General features: G+C 59.6%; 19 protein-coding genes. 9 read left to right on the top strand and 10 right to left on the bottom strand.

The features are described from left to right. Positions 1-15 precede the first annotated feature (15 nt). Positions 16-2,031 (top strand): M3 family metallopeptidase, encoded by a 2,016-nt coding sequence (locus ACR0E2_RS13520; RefSeq protein WP_480446755.1) that lies wholly within the window; start codon positions 16-18, stop codon positions 2,029-2,031. A 2-nt stretch (positions 2,032-2,033) separates the two neighbouring features. On the opposite strand, the gene ACR0E2_RS13515 is transcribed toward ACR0E2_RS13520, so the two are convergent. Genes ACR0E2_RS13515 through ACR0E2_RS13490 form a run of 6 tightly spaced genes read right to left on the bottom strand, consistent with a single transcriptional unit; the run spans position 2,034 to position 8,601 of the window. After that, a complete protein-coding gene (locus ACR0E2_RS13515; protein WP_480446754.1) occupies positions 2,034-2,966 on the bottom strand; it encodes a 2-hydroxyacid dehydrogenase in 933 nt (310 codons plus the stop codon). 15 nt (positions 2,967-2,981) lie between these two features. Beyond that, positions 2,982-4,121, bottom strand: coding sequence for a rod shape-determining protein RodA (gene rodA / locus ACR0E2_RS13510; protein ID WP_480446753.1), 1,140 nt, complete (start codon positions 4,119-4,121; stop codon positions 2,982-2,984). Continuing rightward, positions 4,118-6,067, bottom strand: a complete 1,950-nt coding sequence (gene mrdA, locus ACR0E2_RS13505; protein ID WP_171206014.1) for a penicillin-binding protein 2 — start codon at positions 6,065-6,067, stop codon at positions 4,118-4,120. The genes rodA and mrdA overlap by 4 nt, the downstream gene beginning before the upstream one ends. After that, positions 6,064-6,600, bottom strand: coding sequence for a rod shape-determining protein MreD (locus ACR0E2_RS13500; RefSeq protein ID WP_171666461.1), 537 nt, complete (start codon positions 6,598-6,600; stop codon positions 6,064-6,066). Before ACR0E2_RS13500 ends, mrdA begins: the two co-directional genes overlap by 4 nt. Beyond that, on the bottom strand, positions 6,593-7,495 hold the full coding sequence (gene mreC, locus ACR0E2_RS13495) for a rod shape-determining protein MreC (RefSeq protein ID WP_170346418.1): 903 nt from the start codon (positions 7,493-7,495) through the stop codon (positions 6,593-6,595). The genes ACR0E2_RS13500 and mreC overlap by 8 nt, the downstream gene beginning before the upstream one ends. A 59-nt stretch (positions 7,496-7,554) precedes the next feature. Further along, complete coding sequence (locus tag ACR0E2_RS13490) at positions 7,555-8,601, bottom strand: rod shape-determining protein (protein ID WP_039523195.1); 1,047 nt, start codon at positions 8,599-8,601, stop codon at positions 7,555-7,557. Positions 8,602-8,756: 155 nt separating this feature from the next. On the opposite strand from ACR0E2_RS13490, the gene ACR0E2_RS13485 reads away from it, so the two are divergent. Beyond that, a complete protein-coding gene (locus tag ACR0E2_RS13485; RefSeq protein ID WP_480446752.1) occupies positions 8,757-9,542 on the top strand; it encodes a 23S rRNA (adenine(2030)-N(6))-methyltransferase RlmJ in 786 nt (261 codons plus the stop codon). Between the two features lie 177 nt (positions 9,543-9,719). On the opposite strand, the gene ACR0E2_RS13480 is transcribed toward ACR0E2_RS13485, so the two are convergent. After that, positions 9,720-11,288 carry a 2-isopropylmalate synthase gene (locus ACR0E2_RS13480; protein ID WP_171641715.1) on the bottom strand — a complete coding sequence of 523 codons (1,569 nt, stop codon included), beginning with the start codon at positions 11,286-11,288 and terminating at the stop codon, positions 9,720-9,722. A 289-nt stretch (positions 11,289-11,577) separates the two neighbouring features. On the opposite strand from ACR0E2_RS13480, the gene ACR0E2_RS13475 reads away from it, so the two are divergent. Next, positions 11,578-12,243 carry an SDR family NAD(P)-dependent oxidoreductase gene (locus tag ACR0E2_RS13475; protein ID WP_480446751.1) on the top strand — a complete coding sequence of 222 codons (666 nt, stop codon included), beginning with the start codon at positions 11,578-11,580 and terminating at the stop codon, positions 12,241-12,243. A gap of 4 nt (positions 12,244-12,247) precedes the next feature. Here the strand turns inward: ACR0E2_RS13475 and ACR0E2_RS13470 are convergent, their stop codons facing one another. Next, a complete protein-coding gene (locus ACR0E2_RS13470; protein WP_480446750.1) occupies positions 12,248-13,729 on the bottom strand; it encodes an MORN repeat-containing protein in 1,482 nt (493 codons plus the stop codon). Positions 13,730-13,882: 153 nt separating this feature from the next. Between ACR0E2_RS13470 and ACR0E2_RS13465 the strand changes: the two genes are divergently transcribed. The 3 genes from ACR0E2_RS13465 (at position 13,883) to ACR0E2_RS13455 (ending at position 17,546) form a co-directional block, all read left to right on the top strand. Further along, on the top strand, positions 13,883-15,541 hold the full coding sequence (locus ACR0E2_RS13465; RefSeq protein ID WP_480446749.1) for an NAD+ synthase: 1,659 nt from the start codon (positions 13,883-13,885) through the stop codon (positions 15,539-15,541). 311 nt (positions 15,542-15,852) lie between these two features. Continuing rightward, the gene (locus tag ACR0E2_RS13460; RefSeq protein WP_480446748.1) at positions 15,853-16,077 is read left to right on the top strand and encodes a hypothetical protein; all 225 of its coding nucleotides are present in this window, start codon (positions 15,853-15,855) and stop codon (positions 16,075-16,077) included. Between the two features lie 137 nt (positions 16,078-16,214). After that, positions 16,215-17,546 (top strand): NAD(P)/FAD-dependent oxidoreductase, encoded by a 1,332-nt coding sequence (locus ACR0E2_RS13455; protein ID WP_480446746.1) that lies wholly within the window; start codon positions 16,215-16,217, stop codon positions 17,544-17,546. Between the two features lie 4 nt (positions 17,547-17,550). On the opposite strand, the gene ACR0E2_RS13450 is transcribed toward ACR0E2_RS13455, so the two are convergent. Beyond that, on the bottom strand, positions 17,551-18,483 hold the full coding sequence (locus ACR0E2_RS13450) for an MBL fold metallo-hydrolase (RefSeq protein WP_171171063.1): 933 nt from the start codon (positions 18,481-18,483) through the stop codon (positions 17,551-17,553). A gap of 116 nt (positions 18,484-18,599) precedes the next feature. On the opposite strand from ACR0E2_RS13450, the gene ACR0E2_RS13445 reads away from it, so the two are divergent. Continuing rightward, complete coding sequence (locus tag ACR0E2_RS13445; protein ID WP_480446745.1) at positions 18,600-19,034, top strand: DUF1801 domain-containing protein; 435 nt, start codon at positions 18,600-18,602, stop codon at positions 19,032-19,034. 75 nt (positions 19,035-19,109) lie between these two features. Continuing rightward, positions 19,110-20,435, top strand: a complete 1,326-nt coding sequence (gltX, locus tag ACR0E2_RS13440; RefSeq protein ID WP_480446744.1) for a glutamate--tRNA ligase — start codon at positions 19,110-19,112, stop codon at positions 20,433-20,435. A gap of 53 nt (positions 20,436-20,488) precedes the next feature. Here the strand turns inward: gltX and ACR0E2_RS13435 are convergent, their stop codons facing one another. Further along, positions 20,489-21,058, bottom strand: a complete 570-nt coding sequence (locus ACR0E2_RS13435; RefSeq protein WP_480446743.1) for a gamma-glutamylcyclotransferase family protein — start codon at positions 21,056-21,058, stop codon at positions 20,489-20,491. A 93-nt stretch (positions 21,059-21,151) separates the two neighbouring features. Between ACR0E2_RS13435 and ACR0E2_RS13430 the strand changes: the two genes are divergently transcribed. Beyond that, the gene (locus ACR0E2_RS13430) at positions 21,152-21,598 is read left to right on the top strand and encodes an RrF2 family transcriptional regulator (protein ID WP_170346430.1); all 447 of its coding nucleotides are present in this window, start codon (positions 21,152-21,154) and stop codon (positions 21,596-21,598) included. The last annotated feature ends 2 nt before the right edge of the window (positions 21,599-21,600 follow it).

The raw sequence follows: 21,600 nt of genomic DNA, 5'->3' as shown, positions 1-21,600 counted from the left end.
TCAAAGGAGATCCGCATGACCAACCCGATCCTGTCCAACTGGACCACACCATTTGAAATCGCCCCTTTTTCCGATATCTCGGATGATGATTTCTCGCCGGCACTGGAGCAGGCGATGAAAGAGCATAACGCCGAGATTGGCGCGATAGCGGCAAATCCGGATACTCCCACATTCGCCAACACGATCGAGGCGCTCGAGGCTGCGGGCGGGCAACTGGACAAGGTTCTGTCGGTCTTCTTCACGATTGCGGGCGCGGACAGCAACCCCAAGCGGGAAGAACTGCAACGCGCGTTTTCCCCCAGGCTTTCGGCGCATTTTTCGGGCATTTCTTCCAACAAGTTGCTGTTCAAGCGTGTGGCCGACCTATGGGCACGGCGCGAAGATCTTGACCTGACCGAGGAGCAGGCGCGTGTGCTGATGCTGACCCACCGGGGCTTTGTGCGTGCCGGCGCGGCTTTGGAAGGGGACGAAGACGCCCGCATGCAAGAGATCAAGTCGCGCCTCGCGTCGCTGGGCACGTCGTTTACCCAGAACCTGCTGGCGGATGAGCGGGACTGGTACATGGATCTGACCGAAGAGGATCTGAACGGCCTGCCGGATTTCGTCGTGGACGCGGCACGTGCCGCGGGGCAGGAGAAGAAGGCACAGGGGCCGGTGGTCACCTTGTCACGGTCGCTGATCGTGCCGTTTCTGCAATTCTCGCCCCGCCGGGACCTGCGTGAAAAAGCCTATCGCGCCTGGGCCGCACGCGGTGCCAATGGGGGCGAGACCGACAACCGAGACATCGCGGCGGAAATCCTGGCCTTGCGCGAAGAGCGCGCCAAGCTTCTGGGCTATGATACATTCGCCGCCTACAAGCTGGAAACCGAGATGGCGCGCACGCCGGATCGGGTGCGTGAACTGTTGATGCAGGTCTGGGAACCGGCCAAGTCCCGCGCCGACGCCGACGCGGATGTTCTGACGCAGATGATGCAGGAAGACGGCATCAACGGCCCTCTGGAAGCCTGGGATTGGCGGTACTATGCTGAAAAGCGGCGCAAGGCGGAACATGATCTGGATGAGGCCGCGTTGAAACCCTACTTGCAACTGGATCGCATGATCGAGGCTTCGTTTGCCTGCGCCAACCGGCTTTTCGGGCTGGAATTCAAATCGTTGGACGTCCCCCTCTATCACCCGGATTGCCGGGCTTGGGACGTTACCCGCGACGGGCAGCATGTTGCCGTATTTATCGGAGACTATTTTGCACGAGGGTCCAAGCGGTCAGGCGCCTGGTGCAGCGCGATGAGGGCGCAGGCCAAATTCCCAAAGAAGCAGACACCGGTGGTCATCAACGTCTGCAACTTTGCCAAGGGGGATCCCGCCCTGCTGTCCTATGATGACGCGCGGACCCTGTTTCATGAATTCGGCCATGCCCTGCACCAGATGCTGTCCAACGTGACATATGAAAGCATCTCGGGCACGTCCGTGGCGCGCGATTTCGTGGAATTGCCCAGCCAGCTTTACGAACACTGGCTGGAAGTGCCCGAGGTTCTTGCCGAGTTTGCGACCCATGCGGAAACGGGTGAGCCGATGCCGCAGGACATGCTGCAAAAGGTGCTGAAGGCGGCCAATTTCGATCAGGGATTCCAGACGGTGGAATATGTCGCCTCGGCCCTTGTTGATCTGGCCTTCCACGATGGCGAGGCGCCGTCAGATCCGATGGCGAAACAGTCAGAAGTTTTGGCCGGGTTGGGGATGCCGAAGGCCATTGGAATGCGCCACGCTACTCCGCATTTCGCGCATGTCTTTGCAGGCGATGGCTACAGCTCGGGGTACTACAGCTATATGTGGTCCGAAGTGATGGATGCCGACGCCTTTGCCGCCTTTGAAGAGGCGGGAGGTGCCTTTGACCCCGAACGCGCCAAAGCGTTGGAGGACAACATCCTGTCCACTGGCGGTTCGCGCGAGGCAGAAGACCTGTATCTGGCGTTCCGGGGAAGATTGCCGGGGGTTGACGCCCTGTTGAAAGGCCGCGGTCTGATCGCGGCCTGAAATCAGTAGCCCAAAGCGCGATCCACCAGGTGCACGAAGGGCTCTCCGGCTTCGCCGCGCCGGATGTTTTCGCAAATGACCTGCGCGGCTGTGGCCGGGCGGGTCTCGGACGCGATATGAGGGGTCACCGTCACGTTCGGATGTGCCCAATACGGATGATCGGGGGGCAGGGGCTCGACCCGGAACACATCCAGCGTCGCGTGACCGACCTGACCCGCGTTCAAGGCATCCAGCAGCGCATCGTCATCGATCAGAGGTCCGCGACCCGGGTTGATGATCCGCGCGCCCTTGGGCAGCAGGGCCAGCGTTTCTGCATTCAACGCGTTTTCGGTGGCAGCGGTGTCAGGCAGCAGCAGAGCCAGTATCTCGGCCTGGGAAAGCGCGTCACGTAGACCGTCAGGACCATGCAGGCAATTTACGCCGGGGATGTCCTTGGCGGTGCGGCTCCAGCCTGTGACCGTGAAATTCAGCGAGGCCAGGGCGCGGGCCGCGGCCTCGCCCAATGCGCCGAGGCCCAGAATGCACACTTTGCGCTCTTGCGCCAAAGGCGGGGCATCCGGGGCCCAGACGCCATCTTGGATGGTGATGTGGCGATCCATTCCCAGATGATAGCGCAGCACATGGCCCACCACCCATTCGGTCATACCCTGCGTCAGCCCGTGATCCACCATTCGCGCCAAGGGGACGGTCAGCGTGTCATTGTCCGCGATCTTTTCAACCCCGGCCCAGAGACTCAGAACCGCCTTCAGGCGCGTAAAGGGCGAAAAATCCAGTAACCCGCCATTCGGAGCGTAGACAACGTAATCGACCTGATCCGGGTCAAATTCCGTACCGAGCCGCGCCTCAACGCCGGCTTCCGCAAGGTATCGAGTGAGCAGCGGTTCATACACGGGCCACAGGGCAGGGCGCGCGGAAAACAGAACGTTTACGGGCATCGGGGGCCTTTCAGATCAGCGGGGACGATGGATATGAGCGCTTTGGACGATGCCGAACGCGGCCATCAGCACCAGCATGGCCGATCCGCCATAGCTGACCATTGGAAGAGGGACGCCCACAACCGGAGCCATGCCCATCACCATCGACATGTTGACGGCAAAGAACAAGAAGAAGTTCAGCGCGATGCCCAGAGTAACCAGTGACGAGAACCGATCCTTGGTGGCCAGTGCGGTCGCCATGCAGAACACAAGGATCAGGGCGTAGAGAGTCAAGAGCGTGATGCCACCGACGAACCCGAATTCCTCTGCGAGGGTGGTGAAGATGAAATCGGTGTGTTTCTCGGGCAGGAAGTTCAGCCGGGATTGCGTACCCTGCATGAAACCCCGCCCGTTCCAGCCCCCGGAACCAAGGGCGATCTTGGATTGCGTGATGTGATACCCGGCACCCAAAGGATCGGTAGAAGGGTCAAGAAACGTGTCGATCCGGCGGAACTGATAATCCTTGAGCAACTGCCATTCGGTCCCGCGACTGTTGAACACGGCGGCGATCAGGCCCACGACGGCGGCAATGACGGCCGCAAAGTAAGCCCAGTGGACACCCGCAAGAAACATCAGCCCGCCACCGGCAGCCAACAGCAGGATCGACGTGCCGAGATCCGGCTGCTTCAGAACCAGCAGCGTGGGCAGGACAATCAGAGCCACGGGAATAAAGACCCAAAGAGGGCGAGACGTCTTGTGCGATGGCAGCCAGTCGTAGTACGCCGCCAGAACCATGACCAGGGCCACCTTCATGACTTCTGAGGGTTGCAGGCGCATGAATCCAAGGTCGATCCAACGCTGCGCGCCCATGCCGATGGTGCCGAACAATTCCACGAATACCAGCAACGCAACCGACCCGAGATAGGCCAGCACGGACATGTTGCGCCAGAACCAGATCGGAACCAAAGCAATGATGAACATCGCGATCAGGCCAAGCCCGAACCGCTCCATCTGCGGTTCTGCCCAGGGTGTCCACGACCCGCCGGCAACCGAATACAGCATCAGGAACCCTGCGCTGGCCGTGCTGATCAGCAACAGGGTCAGCGGCCAGTTCATGTACAGGAATTTCCGAAACCCCGACGGTGTGGATTTCACGGCATATTCTAGATAGCTCATGCGCGGTCCTTTCCATCGGGACGCGCTTTGGGGCGACGGTCGCCCTCGAGCCGTTTTTGCTGTTCCTTGATGCGCTCGCGGTCGGCCACCGGATATGCCTCAAGCGGCGGAGTACCGTTGTAGAGCGCCTGAAGCATGATGTCGCGGGCCACCGGTGCCGCCGCCTTGGACCCGCCGCCGCCATGTTCAACGACCACGGCAACCGCGTATTTCGGATTGTCATAGGGCGCGAAGCAGACGAACAAGGCGTGGTCGCGACGTTCCCATGGCAGGTCTTCGTTGCGTATAACGCCGGCGGCACGCTCGGCCTTGGTGATGTTGCGGACCTGGCTGGTGCCGGTTTTGCCGGCCATGCGGAACTCGTCTGCGATGATGCGACTGCGATAGGCCGTCCCCCGCCGATCATTCGAGACCGAGTACATGGCCTTGCGCACCTGTTCCAGATTGTAGGCGTTGATGTCCAGCGGTTCCCCTGCGCCCGAAGGCTGCTCGACACCGTCGATCGATCGTACAAGGCGCGGTGTCACAGATCGGCCGGTGGCGATACGAGCCGTCATGACGGCCAGTTGAAGCGGTGATGCCAGCATGAACCCTTGCCCGATGGACGCGTTGGCCGTGTCGCCCACCAGCCAATCCTGACCGTGTGTCCGCTGCTTCCATTCCTGGTTGGGGGCAAGTCCAGCGGCAACCGCCGACATCGGAATATCGTGCTTGACGCCCAGCCCCAATGTACGGGCCATTTCGGATATTTTGTCGATCCCGACCCGCAAAGCCACGTCGTAGTAATAGACGTCGCAGCTGCGTTTAAGCGACAGGTTCAGATCGACCGTACCATGCCCGCCGCGCTTCCAGCAGTGGAACCTGCGGCTGCCGACCTTCAGATGCCCGGGGCAGTACACTGTGTTTCCAGGGCCTATTACGCCGGCCTCCAGCGCGGCCAAGGCAGTGACCATCTTGAACGTCGACCCCGGAGGATAAGTGCCTTGTACGGACTTGTTGGCCAGAGGGCGATACTTGTCCCCCGTCAATGCCCGATAATCCGCGACCGAGATACCGCGCACAAACAGATTTGGATCGAAACTGGGCGTAGAGCTGACAGCCCGCAGGTCCCCGGTTTCGCAATCCAGAACAATTGCAGCCGCGCTTTCACCTGCCAGCCGCGCTTGCGCATATTGTTGCAGGTCGGCATCGATCGCCAATTGCAAGTCCGCACCCGGTTGACCTTCCTGCCGGTCCAGCTCGCGCATGACGCGCCCTGTGGCGTTGACTTCGACACGCTTTGCGCCGGCTTTGCCACGCAAGGCAATTTCCTGCTTGGCTTCCAACCCGACCTTGCCAATCTGAAACCTGGGAATTCGCAAAACCGGCTCGGGGTCTTCGAGCTTGCTGAGATCGTAGTCGCTGACCGGGCCGACATAGCCGACGATATGGGCGAAATCCTCATAGCGTGGGTATTGCCGTGTCAGGCCGACCTCGGGCGTCACACCCGGCAGGGCCGGGGCATTGACCGCGACTTTCGAGATGTCTTCCCAAGTGACCTGATCCGCCAAAGTCACCGGCAGGAACGGCGCTGATCGGCGCATTTCGGTCCGGGCGCGTTGGATCTCATCATCGTTCAGCGGGATGAGTTCCGACAATTTGGCAATCACCTTGTCGACGTCACCTGCGTCTTCACGAACGATAACGATGCGATAGGATGGTGAGTTCTGACCGATGATCTGACCATTGCGGTCATAGATGCGTCCACGGGTTGGCGGGATCAGTCGAATGTTGATGCGGTTTTCTTCGGCCAGCAGGCGGTATTCGTCGGCCTGATCCACCTGCATGAAACGCATCCGTGCGGCCAACCCGCCGATAAAAGCCGCCTGCAAACCGCCCAGCAGCAGCGCCCGGCGTGGCAGGCGTTTATAGGCAAGGCCCTGCGACTTGGGTTTGCGTTGTTTCATGCTCCGCCCCCTACGGCTCCGGCATCCGCAGCAGACAGGCGGTGGACGCCAAATACGCTTTGGCTCAACAGCACGATGAACGGGTAGAAGGCGATTGTCAGCACAAGTTGAATCACGACTGGCCACAATGCGGCCTGCTGCACAGACAAGATCGACAAAACGACTCTGTTCGTCAAAAAGACCATGGAAATCACCACACCGACAGACATCCATTCTCCGACAAATCCGGTGTCCTTCATACCCGGAGCGGCAGAGCGCAGATAGGCTGTGCCAAACACCACCAGCGCGGCCAGAAGGCCCGGCGGGCGTTGCAGCAAAAGATCCGCCATCAGCATGACAAACGCGACCAACAGAGTGGGCACATAATCGGGGCGCCGCAATACCCAGGCAAAGGTCAGCGCAACCAATACATCAGGAAAAGGCCAGCGATCCGGTTGCGCATCGAGCGGCAGCAAGTGCATGAACAGCACGACAAAGGCCAGCGCAACGTAAAGTCCGCGCATGGCCCAGTTGTATGAGGCGGGCCTATCCATCGCTTACCTCATCCGGTACAAGCGCAGTTTCGGGCCGAGTTGGCCCGACGATCCCACCCGGATCCTGAATTGGCGGGGGCGAATGGAAGCGCAGAACGCGAAGAAACTCGAGCCGTTCAAAATCCGCTGAAAGGCGAACGCGCAGACGGCCGCCCGGATCCGCGGCGATCTGGCCGATCAAAAGGCCTGCCGGAAAAACGCCTCCGTCGCCGGATGTGATCACCCGATCACCGGGGCGGACCAGCTCTCGGTTTTCCAGGAATTCGACCACTGGGGCCGGAGTATTGTCTCCTTTGATCAACGCGGTCTGGCCAGAAGGCTGAATCGTTGCCGGAATGGCACTGGTGGCATCCGTCACCAGGATCACCCGAGCCGTATCTGGCCCGACGCCGGAAATTCGGCCAACCAGCCCGATGCCATCCATCGTGGCCCAGCCATCAACGATCCCGTCGCGTTCCCCCACATTCAACAGGACGGACTGCCGGAAGGGTGACCCGCTGTCGGCCATCACAACACCCGTGATGTATGTCAGGCGCGGGTCGAGGCGGACATTGTTCAGATCCAACAGCCGCGCATTTTCCTGCTCCAATTGCAGTGCGGCCTCTTTCCAAGCACGCATCAGGCGCAGTTCGCTGCGCAGCTCGCGGTTCTGCTCGCTCAGACGCTGGTAGCTTTGGAAATCACGCACAAGGTTCACAGCGGCAGTCACCGGCACCATGGCCCAATCCATCGACGGTACGACTGCGTCCACCACCTGCGCGCGGAACCGCTCGACGCGCGGGCTGTCGATCCGCCAGACTAGAAAGATGCCCAGCAAGCACAGGATGACGATCCCCAGCAACAAGCGGCGCAGAGGGGTCGTGTAGTCATCGCGCTGTGATCGGTCTTTTGCCACAGGTTACCTTCCCGTGCTGCTCGTGCCGAATTCAGACTGCCCCCTGAAAGGTGCGCGCCTCAGCTTTCGTAGTCAATCGCGTGGCGCAGCTGTTTTTCGTATTCTAGCGCCTTGCCGGTGCCCAAAGCCACACAATTAAGGCTTTCGTCGGCAATCGACACGGCCAGGCCGGTCTGTTCGCGCAGGGCCAGATCCAGATCACCCAGAAGCGCGCCACCGCCGGTCAACATCACGCCCCGATCCACGATATCGGCGGCCAGATCGGGCGGAGTGGTTTCCAGCGCAGTCATCACCGCTTCGCAGATCTGCTGGACGGGTTCCGACAGCGCCTCGGCGACCTGGGCCTGGCTGATCTCGATTTCCTTGGGTACGCCGTTCAACAGGTCACGACCCCGGATATGCATCGACTGGCCGCGGCCATCATCAGGCATCCGCGCCGTGCCTATGGTGGTCTTGATGCGTTCCGCAGTGGATTCACCGACCAGCAGGTTCTGCTGACGGCGCAGGTACGAGATGATGGCTTCGTCCATGCGGTCGCCACCCACGCGGACCGAGCGGGCATAGACGATGTCGCCCAGCGACAGAACGGCCACCTCGGTGGTGCCGCCGCCGATGTCGACGACCATGTTGCCGGTCGGGTCGGTGATCGGCATGCCCGCGCCGATGGCGGCGGCGATCGGTTCGGCGATCAGGCCGGCGCGGCGGGCACCAGCGGACAGAACCGACTGACGGATCGCTCGCTTTTCAACGGGTGTCGCGCCATGGGGAACGCAGACGATGATCTTGGGCTTCGAGAAAGTCGAACGCTTGTGAACCTTGCGGATGAAGTGTTTGATCATTTCTTCGGCTGTATCGAAGTCAGCAATCACACCTTCGCGCATGGGGCGGATGGCTTCGATAGAACCGGGCGTCCGGCCCAGCATCAGCTTGGCATCTTCGCCGACAGCCAGAACTTTCTTCACGCCGTCCTTGACGTGATAGGCTACGACCGAAGGCTCAGACAGGATGACACCGCGCCCCTTGACGTAAACCAGCGTGTTCGCCGTTCCAAGGTCGATGGCCATGTCCGCTGTGAACAGGCCGCCCAGATTGCCAAAGATCCCCATGTTTCCCCTGATCCTGTATGTCGGTTTTTCTACTGCCCGCGACTCGACGGTTCCGGGACGGATGACTTATAGGGTGCCATCACGCCCGGTAAAAGGGCTGATTCCGCGACAATCAGCACCTTTCCGCCTTATTGAATGGGACTTTAGAAGGCAAAATGCTCTCTTATCAACACATTTACCACGCCGGGAATCTGGCTGATGTCCAAAAGCACGCATTGCTGGCCTGGGTGCTGAATTATTTGACGCAGAAGGACAAGCCGCTCAGCTATGTCGAAACGCACTCCGGGCGGGGGCTGTACCAGTTGGACGCGGACGAATCCATGCGGACGGGCGAGGCGGCGGCAGGAATCGCGCGCGCGCAACGAGAAGGGTGGTTTGGCCCCGGACATCCGATGGCGCGGGTTCTGAAAAACATACAGGCCCGGCACGGCGACGCGGCCTATCCGGGATCGCCAATGATTGCAGCACATCTGTTGAGGGATCAGGACAGTCTGCATTTTGCCGAGCTGCACCCCCAGGAACATGCCGCGCTGTCTTTGGCAATGTCACCGTTCGGGGCGAAGGTGTATCAGCAGGACGGGTTTGAACTGGTGCAATCCCTGCTGCCTCCGACGCCGCGACGGGGGCTTTTGCTGATTGACCCAAGCTATGAGGTGAAGACCGATTACGATCGACTGCCCGGAGTGATTGCCAAACTGCACCGGAAATGGAATGTCGGGGTGATCGCCCTGTGGTACCCGGTTCTGACGGACAAACGCCACGCCCGGATGATCGCGACGCTTGAAGCGCAAAACTTCCCCAAGGCCTTTTGTCATGAGGTGACATTTCCACCGGTGCGCGAAGGGCATCGGATGGTGGGATCAGGGATGTTCATTCTGAACGCACCATTCGGCATCGAGGAAGAAACGACACGCCTGTCGCAGCTATTTGCAGGTCTCTGAGGCCAGCCAAAGAAATGCAACCGATACTCCCGCCCTGTTTGCCTGCATCAGAGATGCCGTCAAACATGTTGGGCCCGGCAGCGCGCCGCAGGCGCGCTGCCGGGCCCAAAGCTGCAAGGGTGCTCGGCGCAGCCGGGCAACCGCAGGTGCGGGAGCCCCTCATCGCGCCACTTTGGATCAGGTCAGGTCTTTGTAGCTGATTTCGCGGGCATCCGCGCCCGGGCCGGTCTTTTCCCGGCGCACGATCAGGCGGTTCAGCGCGTGGATATAGGCTTTGGCCGAAGCCACGACGGTATCCGTGTTCGCTGATTGACCCGTGGCGATCATGCCATCTTCTTCCAGCCTGACCGAAACCGTGGCCTGCGCATCGGTGCCTTCGGTCACCGCATGAACCTGATACAGCTGCAAGCGGGCCGTGTTGGGGTAAATCGCACGGATTGCCTTGAAGGTCGCGTCTACCGGCCCGTCACCGTGTTCAGTTGCGATGACGTCCTTGCCGTCGACTTCCAGCTCGACCGTCGATTCCGCCTGCCCGCCGGTGCCGCAGGTGACTTTCATCGACACCAGTTGCAGATAGTCGTCCGCCTCATCCAGGGTCATCAGCGCAATGAGATCGTCGTCGAACACTTCTTTCTTGCGATCCGCCAAATCCTTGAACCGCACGAAGATGTCTTTGAGTTGATTGTCGCCAACTTCAAAGCCCAGCGTTTCCAGTTTGTCGCGCAGAGCGGCGCGGCCCGAGTGTTTGCCCAGAGGCAGGGATGTGCCCGACAGGCCGATATCCTCGGGGCGCATGATCTCGAAATTGTCGCGGTTCTTGAGCATGCCGTCCTGATGGATGCCGCTTTCGTGGGCAAACGCGTTCTTGCCGACGATGGCCTTGTTGAACTGCACGTTGAAGCCCGACACCGTAGCGACCCGGCGCGAGATATGCATGATCTTGGTCGTGTCGATCCCGGTGTGGAAGGGCATGATGTCATTGCGCGTGCGCATTGCCATCACGACCTCTTCCAGGGCGGTGTTGCCGGCGCGTTCGCCCAGGCCGTTGATGGTGCATTCGATCTGGCGCGCACCACCGATGACCGCCGCCAGCGAATTCGCGGTCGCCATGCCGAGGTCGTTATGACAATGGGTGGCAAAGATCACCTCATCTGCGCCCGGAACCGTTTCGATCAGGCGTTTGATCAGGTCCGCTGATTCCAGCGGCGCAGTATATCCCACGGTGTCGGGGATGTTGATGGTGGTCGCCCCGGCCTTGATCGCGATTTCGATGACGCGGCACAGGTAATCCCATTCGGTCCGGGTCGCGTCCATCGGCGACCACTGCACGTTTTCGCACAGGTTGCGCGCGTGGCTGACCGTTTCGTGGATTTTGTCAGCCATCTCGTCCTGTGTCAGGTTCGGAATGGCGCGGTGCAGCGGAGAGGTGCCGATGAAGGTGTGAATGCGGTTCTGTTCCGCGTGTTTGACCGCCTCCCAGCAGCGGTCGATATCGGCGAAATTGGCGCGTGCCAGACCGCAGATACGGGCGTTCTTGGCGTTCTTGGCGATCTCGGATACCGCTTTGAAGTCACCTTCGGATGCGATCGGAAAACCGGCTTCGATGATGTCGACGCCCATGTCATCCAGCAGCTCGGCAATCTCGAGCTTTTCGTCATGGGTCATGGTCGCGCCTGGGCTCTGCTCGCCGTCGCGCAAAGTGGTATCGAAGATCAAGACACGGTCTTGGTCGGTCACGTTGGTCATGGGAATCTCTTTCTTGTCTGTCCTAAAGCCTGTTGGCGCGCTGGCGTCCTCCTCTGAGCGGGCGCGCCGGATGGCACGCTCAGAGGCGGATTAGGATCAGTAGGCCACGCAGAACCGCGCCGCGAGGGGCGGCTTTGGCAAAAGGGATATCTGCGCAGTTGATCATGGGTTTGAGGTTATACAGACGCCGCCGGGAATGAAAAGAACCAATTTTCGACAAGTTGCGGCGTAGGGGGTTGGAAATTCCCTGTCCCTTGATTGATCCGTCCCTGCCGCTAGCTGGTCGCAGATGGATACTGCTTTGATCATTGGTGCGTCCGGCGGGATCGGTGCGGCCGTACGCGAGCAATTGGAGGCGCGGGGCGTTGCGGTGACGTGCCTCTCGCGCTCTGTCGAGGGGTTCGATCTGATGGAACCAGATCGAGCAAGCCGGATGCTTGAACGCCTATCGGGCCCGTTCGATCTTGTTCTTGTCGCTTCCGGGGCGCTGGAGATTTCAGGCAATGCGCCCGAAAAGACCATTCGATCTGTTTCGGCAAGGGCAATGATGGACCAGTTTGCTCTGAATGCCGTTGGTCCGGCGTTGGTGCTAAGCCGGGCCCATCAGTTGTTGCCGCGACAGCGGCGTTCGGTATTTGCTGTATTGTCCGCGCGGGTCGGGTCCATTGGCGACAATCGGATGGGCGGCTGGATCAGCTACCGCGCGGCCAAGGCCGCGGTCAATCAAATCGTCCATACGTCGGCAATTGAATTGGCCCGGACCCATAAACAGGCGATATGTGTTGCGCTGCATCCCGGCACGGTCAAAACAGAGTTTACTCGGAAATATCTGGGCCGGCATCCCGCCGTTGAACCCGGTGAAGCCGCGCGCAACCTGATGTCCGTGATCGGCGGGTTGCGCCCGGCGGATACCGGTGGGTTCTTTGACTGGGCCGGAAAACCTGTTCCCTGGTGAACGATCATTCGCCAGACGGATCTGGCTGTGCCGCCTCTGAACCCGGGTCTATCTGCTGTGCCGGAGCGTCTGCGTCGCCCTGCTGGTCCTGGGTTTGATTTGGCAAAACCCCGTTTTCCCAGATACCGGTTTCTTCTTGCCCGTTGGCATAGCGCATGGTTCCGCTGCCCTGCCTTTTGTTGTCGACAAAGTTGCCCTCATAGACGTCACCGTTCGAATAGGTCGCTATGCCTTCGCCGTTGATTTTGCCTTCGGACCAGTCGCCGACATATTTGAACCCGGCAGGGGTCACGATTTCTCCTTTGCCGTGGCGCTTACCGTTCACGAAATCCCCGGTGTATACCGTGCCGTCAGAGTAGGTCGCCTTGCCTTTTCCCTGACGAACCCCGTTGACCCAGTCTCCGTCATATATCGAACCGTCCGCGCGGGTCATCACACCCTTGCCGTGGCTTTGTGCGTTTTTGAACTGACCCTCATAGATCATGCCGGTGGCATAGGTCGCCGTACCCTGGCCTTCGATGACGCCGGCGATCCACTCACCCTCGTAAGTGGAGCCGTCGGGATAGGTGATGCGGCCGTTTCCTTCCGCCAGATCGGCCACGAAATCGCCCACGTAAACCGAACCGTCGGGATAGGTCAGCTCACCCAGGCCTTCTATCTGACCCTGGTTCCAGTCGCCGGTGTACACAAATCCATCGGTTCCGGTGAACGTGCCTTTGCCATGGCGGCGATCATCGACAAAATCGCCCTCGTAGACGTCCCCTGACGCGTGAGTTACTTTGCCTTTGCCCTGACGGCGCCCCTGCACAAGCTCGCCTTCATACACATCACCATTGGCATAGGTCAGGCGACCTGTCCCGGTGATCTGGTCCTGCGTCCATTCGCCTTCGTATACCATTCCGTCAGGCATTGTCTGGGTGCCCGTGCCATCGCGCAAGCCGGCGTTGACATCGCCTTCGTAAACGCTGCCATCGGCATAGGTAATCGTGGCCTTGCCTTGCCGCTGACCCTCCACCCAATCGCCATCGTAGACATACCCATCGGGAAAGGTCAGTTTGCCCTTGCCGTGCCGTTGTGCGTTCCTGAACTCACCCTCATAGCGCGAGCCATTGGCAAATTCAGCGACGCCCGTGCCGTTGATGGATCCGTTGGACCATTCTCCATCATAGCTGCTGCCATTGGCGTAAACGATCTTGCCGCGCCCGTCAGGCTGACCTTTGACGAACGCCCCTTCATAAACCGATCCATCCGGGTACTTGGTGACGCCCTGGCCTTGAATTTCACCTTCCACCCACTGGCCGGTGTATTCGAACCCGTTGGGCAGCCGATACGTACCCGTCCCGTGGCGCAGGCCATTCTCATAAGTGCCCTCGTAGACGCCGCCCACTTCGTCATCCTTGACGATAATCGTGCCGTCCTGCGCAAAAGCGGTCGCAGTTGCCAGGCTCATGGCCACAGCCCCAATTGAGTTTCGGATCACGTTCATTTTGGTCCTGCCTGCCGGATCATCGTTGGTTGCATCCCTGGGCGCAAAACTAGGGTACCGTCGAGGGCAGGGCAACGGGTTTTGCCGCATTGGCCTTTTACTCGCGCGATGATCTGCTAAATGGCAATAGGACTGACGAGGCAAGAGGGCAGCATGGCCGACCGTTTTCGCATCACTCTGGCGCAACTGAACCCGACCGTAGGGGATATCGACGGCAATGCGGCCAAGGTCGTTTCCGCGTGGGAACAGGGCAAGGCGGCGGGGGCCGATCTGGTGGCGTTCCCCGAGATGTTCATCACCGGATACAACACGCAGGATCTGGTGCTGAAGCCGGTGTTTCATCGCGCGGCCATGGATGCGGTCGAGACTCTGGCCGGGAAATGCGCCGATGGGCCCGCGATTGCCCTGGGTGGTCCGTGGGTCGATGATGGCAAGTTGTACAATGCCTATCTGATCCTGAAGGGGGGGCGGATCACCAGCAAGGTTCTGAAGCACCACCTGCCGAATGAGACTGTTTTCGACGAAGTGCGCCTGTATGATGCGGGTCCTCTGGGCGGTCCGTATTCGGTTGGCAACTTCCGGATCGGCAGCCCCATTTGCGAGGATGGCTGGCACCCGGATGTGGCGGAAACGCTTGAGGAAACCGGGGCCGAGTTTCTGCTGATCCCCAATGGGTCGCCCTATTTCCGGAACAAATACGATGTACGTCTGAACCATATGGTCGCGCGCGTGGTCGAAACGGGCCTGCCGCTGATCTACCTGAACATGGTTGGCGGGCAGGACGATCAGGTTTTTGACGGCGCCAGCTTCGGTCTCAACCCGGGCGGAGAGCTGGCCTTCCGGATGCCGGTATTCGACGAAGTGGTTTCTCAGGTGGATCTTGAGCGCGGCGATGATGGCTGGCGCATTGTGCCGGCAGAAATCGTGCCCCAGCCGGATGTGTGGGAGCAGGATTATCGCGCGATGGTGCAGTCCCTGCGGGACTATATGGGCAAGACCGGTTTCAAAAAGGCAGTTCTGGGACTGTCCGGAGGGATCGATTCCGCCTTGGTGGCGGCCATCGCGGTGGATGCCATCGGGGCCGACAATGTTCGCTGTGTGATGTTGCCGTCGGAATATACCAGCCAAGCGTCATTGGACGATGCCGAGGCCGTCGCCAAGGCGCTTGGTGTGCACTATGACCATGTGCCGATTTCGGAAAGCCGGGCTGCCGTCACCAACACGCTTGCTCCGCTATTTGCGGGGTCGGACGAAGGCTTGACCGAGGAGAACATTCAGTCGCGCCTGCGCGGGCTTTTGCTGATGGCGATCTCGAACAAATTCGGCGAAATGCTGTTGACCACCGGCAACAAGTCCGAGGTCGCGGTGGGCTATGCCACGATCTATGGCGACATGAATGGCGGCTACAACCCGATCAAGGATCTGTACAAGACCCGCGTGTTCGAAACCTGCCGCTGGCGCAACGCCAATCATCGAGACTGGATGATGGGGCCTGACGGAGAGGTCATTCGCCCGTCCGTCATCGACAAACCCCCCAGCGCCGAACTGCGCGAAGATCAGAAGGACAGTGACAGCCTGCCGGACTATCCCGTGCTGGACGCGATACTTGACATTCTGGTCGATCAGGATGGCTCCATCGCGGATTGCGTCGCCGCCGGATTTGACGAGGCGGACGCGCGGAAGGTCGAGCACCTGATCTACATCAGCGAGTACAAGCGGTTCCAGTCCGCTCCGGGCACGCGCTTGAGCAAGCGGGCATTCTGGCTGGACCGGCGGTACCCGATCGTAAATCGCTGGCGTGATCGTCACTGAAATCGAAGCCAAACTCGTCAGATCGGAAACAGTGAAGTTTCGGTGCTGTGCATTGTTCCCTGATCGAGGGGCAAAGCCCGTGCAACCGGGCGAAAAAGGCCATCCCTGGCTTGCCTGGGTGACATTTTTCTGACACATTTTTGCTTGGAAGTTGCCCAATGTGGGGCGGATGCGACGCATTGCCGTTGATGGCGAAAGCCGAATGTGGCGAACGCAGCGTATCCGGGGTTGGATGTCTGAGTGAATGGTTTGGTGTTAAAATGTACGAGGATTATGAAAGATCGCTTCATGCGCCTTTGAAATGGCGCACAATGGAATCTCCGCCGCAAGAATTGGATGAAAAAAAGCTGGATGCAGCAATTGCCGATCTGTTGAATGAGCAGCGGCAGTCGGAAGATCAGAAAGCGGCCATGTTGCGGCCAGAGTTTCCGCAATTGCTTCCTCAGGAAGACGTATCCGCGCAAGCGGCGCTGAAGGAAAAGCGGTTGTCCGCGATCTTGCGCCAGAAATGGGCGGAACTGTCCGGCGCAGCGTAACCTTAGGCCATGCGCTTATAACCTCAGGCGTCTGGGTCACAGATGCCGAAAATCGTATGTTGCGGTGGCAGTTTGTATTGCCCATGCTTTGTCTTTTGGTCTCCATGGCGGTCCAAGCGACAGAGTAAGGCCTATTGATGACCGCGCCCAAACCGACTCCTGTAGAACCTGATCTTGCCCTGCCCAAAACCGTTGATGTCGTGGTCATCGGCGGCGGAATCATCGGCGTTTCAACCGCATTGGAACTGGCAGAGCGGGGCGCTTCGGTTCTTGTGTGCGAAAAAGGGCAGATTGCAGCCGAACAAAGTTCACGAAATTGGGGTTGGGTCCGTCTTGGGATGCGGGACCCAAGAGAGATACCCCTGATGCAGGAATCGTTGCGCATCTGGCAGACGCTCGATGACCGGCTGGACCGCAAGACAGGTTACACCCGATCCGGTATCCTTTTTGGCGCATCCGGCAGGCGGGATACCGGCAACATGGAACGTTGGCTGCACTATGTCGAAGGATTGCAGACCGGCGCGCGGATGGTTTCTGGCGGTGAGTTGGCAGACCTTTTGCACGGCAACCAATCGGGCTTTGAAACCGCTTTGTACATGCCGCAGGACGGTCGTGCCGAACCTCAATGGACAGCCCCCGCTATCGCCGAAGCCGCGCGGGCTCGGGGCGCAGTGATCATGACGAATTGCGCCGTGCGCAGTGTGGACGTTCAGGCTGGACGTGTCGCCGGTGTTTTCACCGAGCGCGGCAAAGTTGCCAGCGGCCGCGTCGTTCTGGCCGGGGGTGCGTGGTCGCGCCTGTTTGCAGGCAATGCGGGGATCGAACTGCCGCAGCTGAAGGTTCTGAATACGGTCCTGCGCACATCCCCCATCGCAGAGGGGCCCGAGACGTCGTTGTGGTCGGATGACTTTGCGATCCGAAAACGGGCCGATGGCGGTTACACAATTGCGTCTGGTCACGAAAATACTGTGGACATCGTGCCGGACAGTTTTCGATTGGCGATGCAGTTCCTGCCGGCTTTTGTACAGGAGTGGAAATCTCTGCGCTTTCGCCTGTCCAAACGCTGGACGATCGAAGCAAAACAGGATCGGAGATGGCTGCCAACCGATGTGACGCCGTTCGAAAAGTGCCGGATCCTGGACCCTGAGCCGTCTCAAAAAGCACTGCGACGCGCCTGGGCCAGTGCATGCAAGGGATACCCAGCTGTGCAAACAGGCGAGATCGTACAAAGCTGGGCAGGTATGATCGATGTGACGCCGGATGCCATTCCCGTCATCTCGGGCGTGGATGATCTGCCGGGAATGTACATTGCCACGGGGTTTTCAGGCCATGGCTTTGGAATCGGCCCCGGGGCGGGGCGGCTGATGGCTGATCTGGTTGCCGAAACAACGCCTTGCGTGGACCCGGCCGCCTTTCGCTTGTCGCGGTTCAGTGACGGTTCAAAAGTGCGGCCGGATCCGGGGTACTGAACGCTTAGCCCATCATCTGGTAGCTGACCGGGACAAAGCGAAAGCCTTCTCCACGGGTCTCAACATACCCGGCGCCGGGGAAGGGCATGTGATAGCCGACCATCGGCACTTTGTCGGCAGCCAGCATGCCAAGAACATCGCGGCGTGCGGCAGTGGCTGCGGCCTTGTCCATGTCAAACCGGACTTCCCATTCGGGATGGGCGAAAGACCAGACATAGTGGTTGGCCAGATCCGCCGTCAGCACCAGACGTTGCCCGTTGCTTTCCAGATGGTAGACCGTGTGGCCCGGTGTGTGGCCATAAGCGGCCACTGCGGTAATGCCCGAGGCAACCTCGCCCCCGTCTTCGACAAAGGTCATTTTCTCGGCCAGCGGTGTGACTTTTTCAGCGACCAGATCGCCCACGCGATTGCCTGCGTCCTGCGCAGCCCAGAAATCATATTCCGGAGAAGCCGTCACGTAGCGCGCATTCGCAAAGGTCGGCGCGCCTTCGGTGGTCATGCCACCGATATGGTCAGGGTGCATATGCGTTATCACGACCACATCGATCTGATCCGGGGTCACGCCCGCATCTGCCAGCGCGGCCTGTATGCCACCTTGCCCCAGACCGGTATCAAACAGAACCAGCTCTGATCCCGTGTTGACCAGTGAGGGGGTAAAGAAAAACTGTGCGACGTCTGCCGGAATGAAGTTTTCAGCCGAAACCTTGGCAAATTCTTCGTCTGTCGCTCCGCCCCCAAAAATCTCTTTGGCTCCGTCGCGTGGAAAGCTGCCATCCAGCAGGGTCGTGACCGTGAAATCGCCAATATGAAATGACCTTGCGATGGTCGAGTTTGCTTTGGTTTCCGGGCTGGCGGCCAGAACCGGTGCGGCGGCAGCTGCAAACGGCAAGGCGGCGGCACTTCCCAAAGCGGCGCGGCGTGTAAGTTTTATTGTCATCTTCGTTCTCCCTGTCAGGACATCATTGTTGCAGTTAGGGCGTCGAGAGTCTCTTGCCAGTTTATACGCAATTCAGATGGGGTGCATGGATGAATAATACGTGTTAATTTTTGTTCATGGCGCGATCAGACAACAAGACAGTTCCGACAGATCAGAGCGTCGAGAATTTCCTGAGAACGGTTCAACCGGCGCGCCGTGCTGAAGACGCGCACCAGCTTGACAAATTGTATCGCGCCACCACCGGGTTTAGCCCGGTCATGTGGGGCCCGTCGATCGTCGGGTATGGCCGCTACCACTATCGCTACAAATCGGGTCGTGAAGGCGACTTTCTGGCAACCGGTTTTTCGCCGCGCAAATCCGCTTTGGTGATTTACATCATGCCGGGTTACGCAGATTTTGCGGATCTCATGGCCAGATTGGGAAAGTACAAGCTGGGCAAGTCCTGTCTTTACGTCAACAAACTGGCGGATATCGACACGGGCGTTTTGCGCGAACTCATTCGCGCTGGACTGGACGACCTCGACAGGGTGTGGCCGGTGAAACCTTTCTGAATCACCTGATGGATCAAGCGGCGGCTGGACAAAAACGCCCCCATGTGACAAGAGCCGCGCCAACAGGAGACACCCATGACAACCACCCGTTTCGCCCCGTCGCCCACCGGTTACATCCATGTGGGCAACCTGCGCACCGCCCTGATGAACTATCTGATTGCCCGCAAGGCAGGCGGTACGTTCATCCTGCGCATCGATGATACCGACCCTGAGCGGTCGAAAGAAGAATATGTCGATGCCATCAAGCAGGACCTGGAATGGCTGGGTTTGCATTGGGACCGGGTCGAGCGTCAGTCGGACCGTCTGGACCGCTATGCCGAAGCGGCCGACAAGCTGCGCGCGATGGGTCGTTTGTACGAAGCGTTCGAAACGCCGACCGAGCTGGATCTGAAACGCAAGAAGCAACTGAACATGGGCAAGCCGCCGGTCTATGACCGCGCTGCGCTGAACCTGTCGGAGGCCGAGAAAGAGAAGCTGCGCGCCGAACGTGGCAACGGCGTCTGGCGCTTCAAGCTGGATCATGAACGTATCGAATGGAATGACGGCATTCTTGGCGACATCTCGATTGATGCGGCTTCGGTTTCCGATCCGGTTTTGATCCGTGGCGATGGTCAGGTTCTCTATACGATTGCGTCGGTTGTGGATGATACTGAAATGGGCGTGACGGATGTCGTACGGGGTTCGGACCATGTGACCAACACGGCGACGCAGATCCAGATTATCGAGGCGCTGGGCGGGCGTTGTCCGCGTTTTGCCCACCATTCTCTGCTGACTGGTCCGCAGGGCGAGGCATTGTCGAAACGGCTGGGCACGCTGGCCTTGCGCGATCTTCGCGAACAGGGTGTGCAACCGATGGCGTTGCTGAGCCTTATGGCGCGTCTGGGCTCGTCTGATCCGGTTGAGCTGCGCTCGGAAATGGCCGAGCTGATCGAAGGGTTCGATGTAAACCGGTTTGGCGCCGCGCCGACCAAGTTCGATGTGCAGGACCTGTTCCCGCTGACCGCGAGGCATTTGCAATCGCTGCCGCTGTCAGATGTGGCCAGTGCCGTTGCGGATGCCGGTGTTCCAGATGAATTGGCAGAACCTTTCTGGGCCATGGCCCGTGAAAACATCACCACCCTGGCCGATCTCAAGGGCTGGTGGGAGCTGTGCCGTGACGGGGCCGATCCCCTGATCGCCGATGAAGATCAGGAATTTATTGCCCAGGCAATGGCTTTGCTGCCCGAAGGTCCGTTCGACGGCGAGACCTGGAGCACCTGGACCAAAGCCGTGAAAGAGGCAACCGGTCGCAAGGGCAAAGGTCTGTTCATGCCGCTGCGCAAAGCGCTGACCGGCAAGGAGCGCGGCCCGGAAATGGCAGCGCTGATGCCGTTGCTACAGGTGATCCGCGCGCGCGGCTAACGTGGTGGCACACCAGAATTCTGGGCCACGTCATCGGCGTGGCCCTTTTTTGTTTACGCTGGTTGCACAAATCGAACCGACAAACTGGTCAGGCGGTCATCGACAAAATCACGTTCGACAGGTTTGAGTTGCTGGTGGCGTGGATAACGCGGTTCGGCGCGATCATTCAGGATCGGGGCGTCCCAGCCTGTTGTCGTCTCAAAGAATCGATCCGCGCCGTCTTCGCCGAACGCCCGCAGGTAACCCTGCACGACAACATCGATATAGCTGAGCAGCAACGGGTGGTGATTGCTGGGCTGGCTGTGCCGATCCTGCGGGACGGCGTAGACAGCTATTTCGACGTCGTGCGTCAGGGGATGTGAAACCGACTGCGTTGCAGGAATTCGGTCATACGCCCATTCCCGTTCATCCAGCGCGGCCCAGTCATTATTGGGAACATGCGCAATCATGCCTTCGATCTCTGACTCCGGGTCGGGCACGGCAGTCAGAAACGCCACGGGTCGCAGATCGGTATGCCGCCAGGCCCGCCGCCAACCTTTCAGTCGCGCGGGGCGTGGATCGGGGAAATCATGCGTCGCAAGGTTCACAAGGCTGCCATAGCCAAAGAAATAGGGGTCGGCCATCCGAGAAGTGTCCTTTGGGTCGATTGATGTATGTCAAACCGCTTTTTTCCCGGACATGCAATAAGGTTGCATCTTGAATTTAGGGAGGCCCTCATGCGGATTACCAAAAGGACGAATATCGCTGTGCGCCTGTTGATGTATTGCGCAGCTCACCCGGACAGGCTGGTCACGAAATCCGAAATTGCCGAAGTGTGCAACATTTCGGAAAACCATCTGGCGCAGGTGATCAATCAGTTGAGCCAGCTGAACTATCTGAGCACGCAGCGCGGTCGTAACGGTGGCATGTCGCTGGCGCGCCCCGCGGATCAGATACGCATCGGTGCGGTGTTCCGGCATGTTGAAGGGGCTTTGCCCATTGCCGAGTGTTTCGCGGACGCTGACAACACGTGCCCGCTCACGGATGCCTGCCGGCTGAGGCTTGCGCTTCAGGACGCGGCAGAGGTGTTCTATGCGTCCCTGGACGATGTTACTCTGGATGCTTTGGTATGTGACAACGATCCGCTGCTGAGGCTCTTGCAGCCCGTGGCCTGCGTGCGCTGATT

The organism is Ruegeria sp. A4, from assembly GCF_056543025.1.
Note: the sequence above shows the minus strand (reverse complement) of the source record. Positions and strands in the feature narration are given on the sequence as shown.

Bases quoted from the DNA above. Each gene is read 5' to 3' on its own strand.
- ACR0E2_RS13465 (WP_480446749.1), top strand. From the start codon at position 13,883: ATGGCCGACCGTTTTCGCATCACTCTGGCGCAACTGAACCCGACCGTA.
- ACR0E2_RS13520 (WP_480446755.1), top strand. From the start codon at position 16: ATGACCAACCCGATCCTGTCCAACTGGACCACACCATTTGAAATCGCC.
- gltX (WP_480446744.1), top strand. From the start codon at position 19,110: ATGACAACCACCCGTTTCGCCCCGTCGCCCACCGGTTACATCCATGTG.
- ACR0E2_RS13485 (WP_480446752.1), top strand. From the start codon at position 8,757: ATGCTCTCTTATCAACACATTTACCACGCCGGGAATCTGGCTGATGTC.
- ACR0E2_RS13455 (WP_480446746.1), top strand. From the start codon at position 16,215: ATGACCGCGCCCAAACCGACTCCTGTAGAACCTGATCTTGCCCTGCCC.
- ACR0E2_RS13460 (WP_480446748.1), top strand. From the start codon at position 15,853: ATGGAATCTCCGCCGCAAGAATTGGATGAAAAAAAGCTGGATGCAGCA.
- ACR0E2_RS13515 (WP_480446754.1), bottom strand. From the start codon at position 2,966: ATGCCCGTAAACGTTCTGTTTTCCGCGCGCCCTGCCCTGTGGCCCGTG.
- mrdA (WP_171206014.1), bottom strand. From the start codon at position 6,067: ATGAAACAACGCAAACCCAAGTCGCAGGGCCTTGCCTATAAACGCCTG.
- ACR0E2_RS13435 (WP_480446743.1), bottom strand. From the start codon at position 21,058: ATGGCCGACCCCTATTTCTTTGGCTATGGCAGCCTTGTGAACCTTGCG.
- ACR0E2_RS13490 (WP_039523195.1), bottom strand. From the start codon at position 8,601: ATGGGGATCTTTGGCAATCTGGGCGGCCTGTTCACAGCGGACATGGCC.
- ACR0E2_RS13450 (WP_171171063.1), bottom strand. From the start codon at position 18,483: ATGACAATAAAACTTACACGCCGCGCCGCTTTGGGAAGTGCCGCCGCC.
- ACR0E2_RS13475 (WP_480446751.1), top strand. From the start codon at position 11,578: ATGGATACTGCTTTGATCATTGGTGCGTCCGGCGGGATCGGTGCGGCC.
- ACR0E2_RS13480 (WP_171641715.1), bottom strand. From the start codon at position 11,288: ATGACCAACGTGACCGACCAAGACCGTGTCTTGATCTTCGATACCACT.
- ACR0E2_RS13500 (WP_171666461.1), bottom strand. From the start codon at position 6,600: ATGGATAGGCCCGCCTCATACAACTGGGCCATGCGCGGACTTTACGTT.
- ACR0E2_RS13470 (WP_480446750.1), bottom strand. From the start codon at position 13,729: ATGAACGTGATCCGAAACTCAATTGGGGCTGTGGCCATGAGCCTGGCA.
- rodA (WP_480446753.1), bottom strand. From the start codon at position 4,121: ATGAGCTATCTAGAATATGCCGTGAAATCCACACCGTCGGGGTTTCGG.
- ACR0E2_RS13445 (WP_480446745.1), top strand. From the start codon at position 18,600: ATGGCGCGATCAGACAACAAGACAGTTCCGACAGATCAGAGCGTCGAG.
- ACR0E2_RS13430 (WP_170346430.1), top strand. From the start codon at position 21,152: ATGCGGATTACCAAAAGGACGAATATCGCTGTGCGCCTGTTGATGTAT.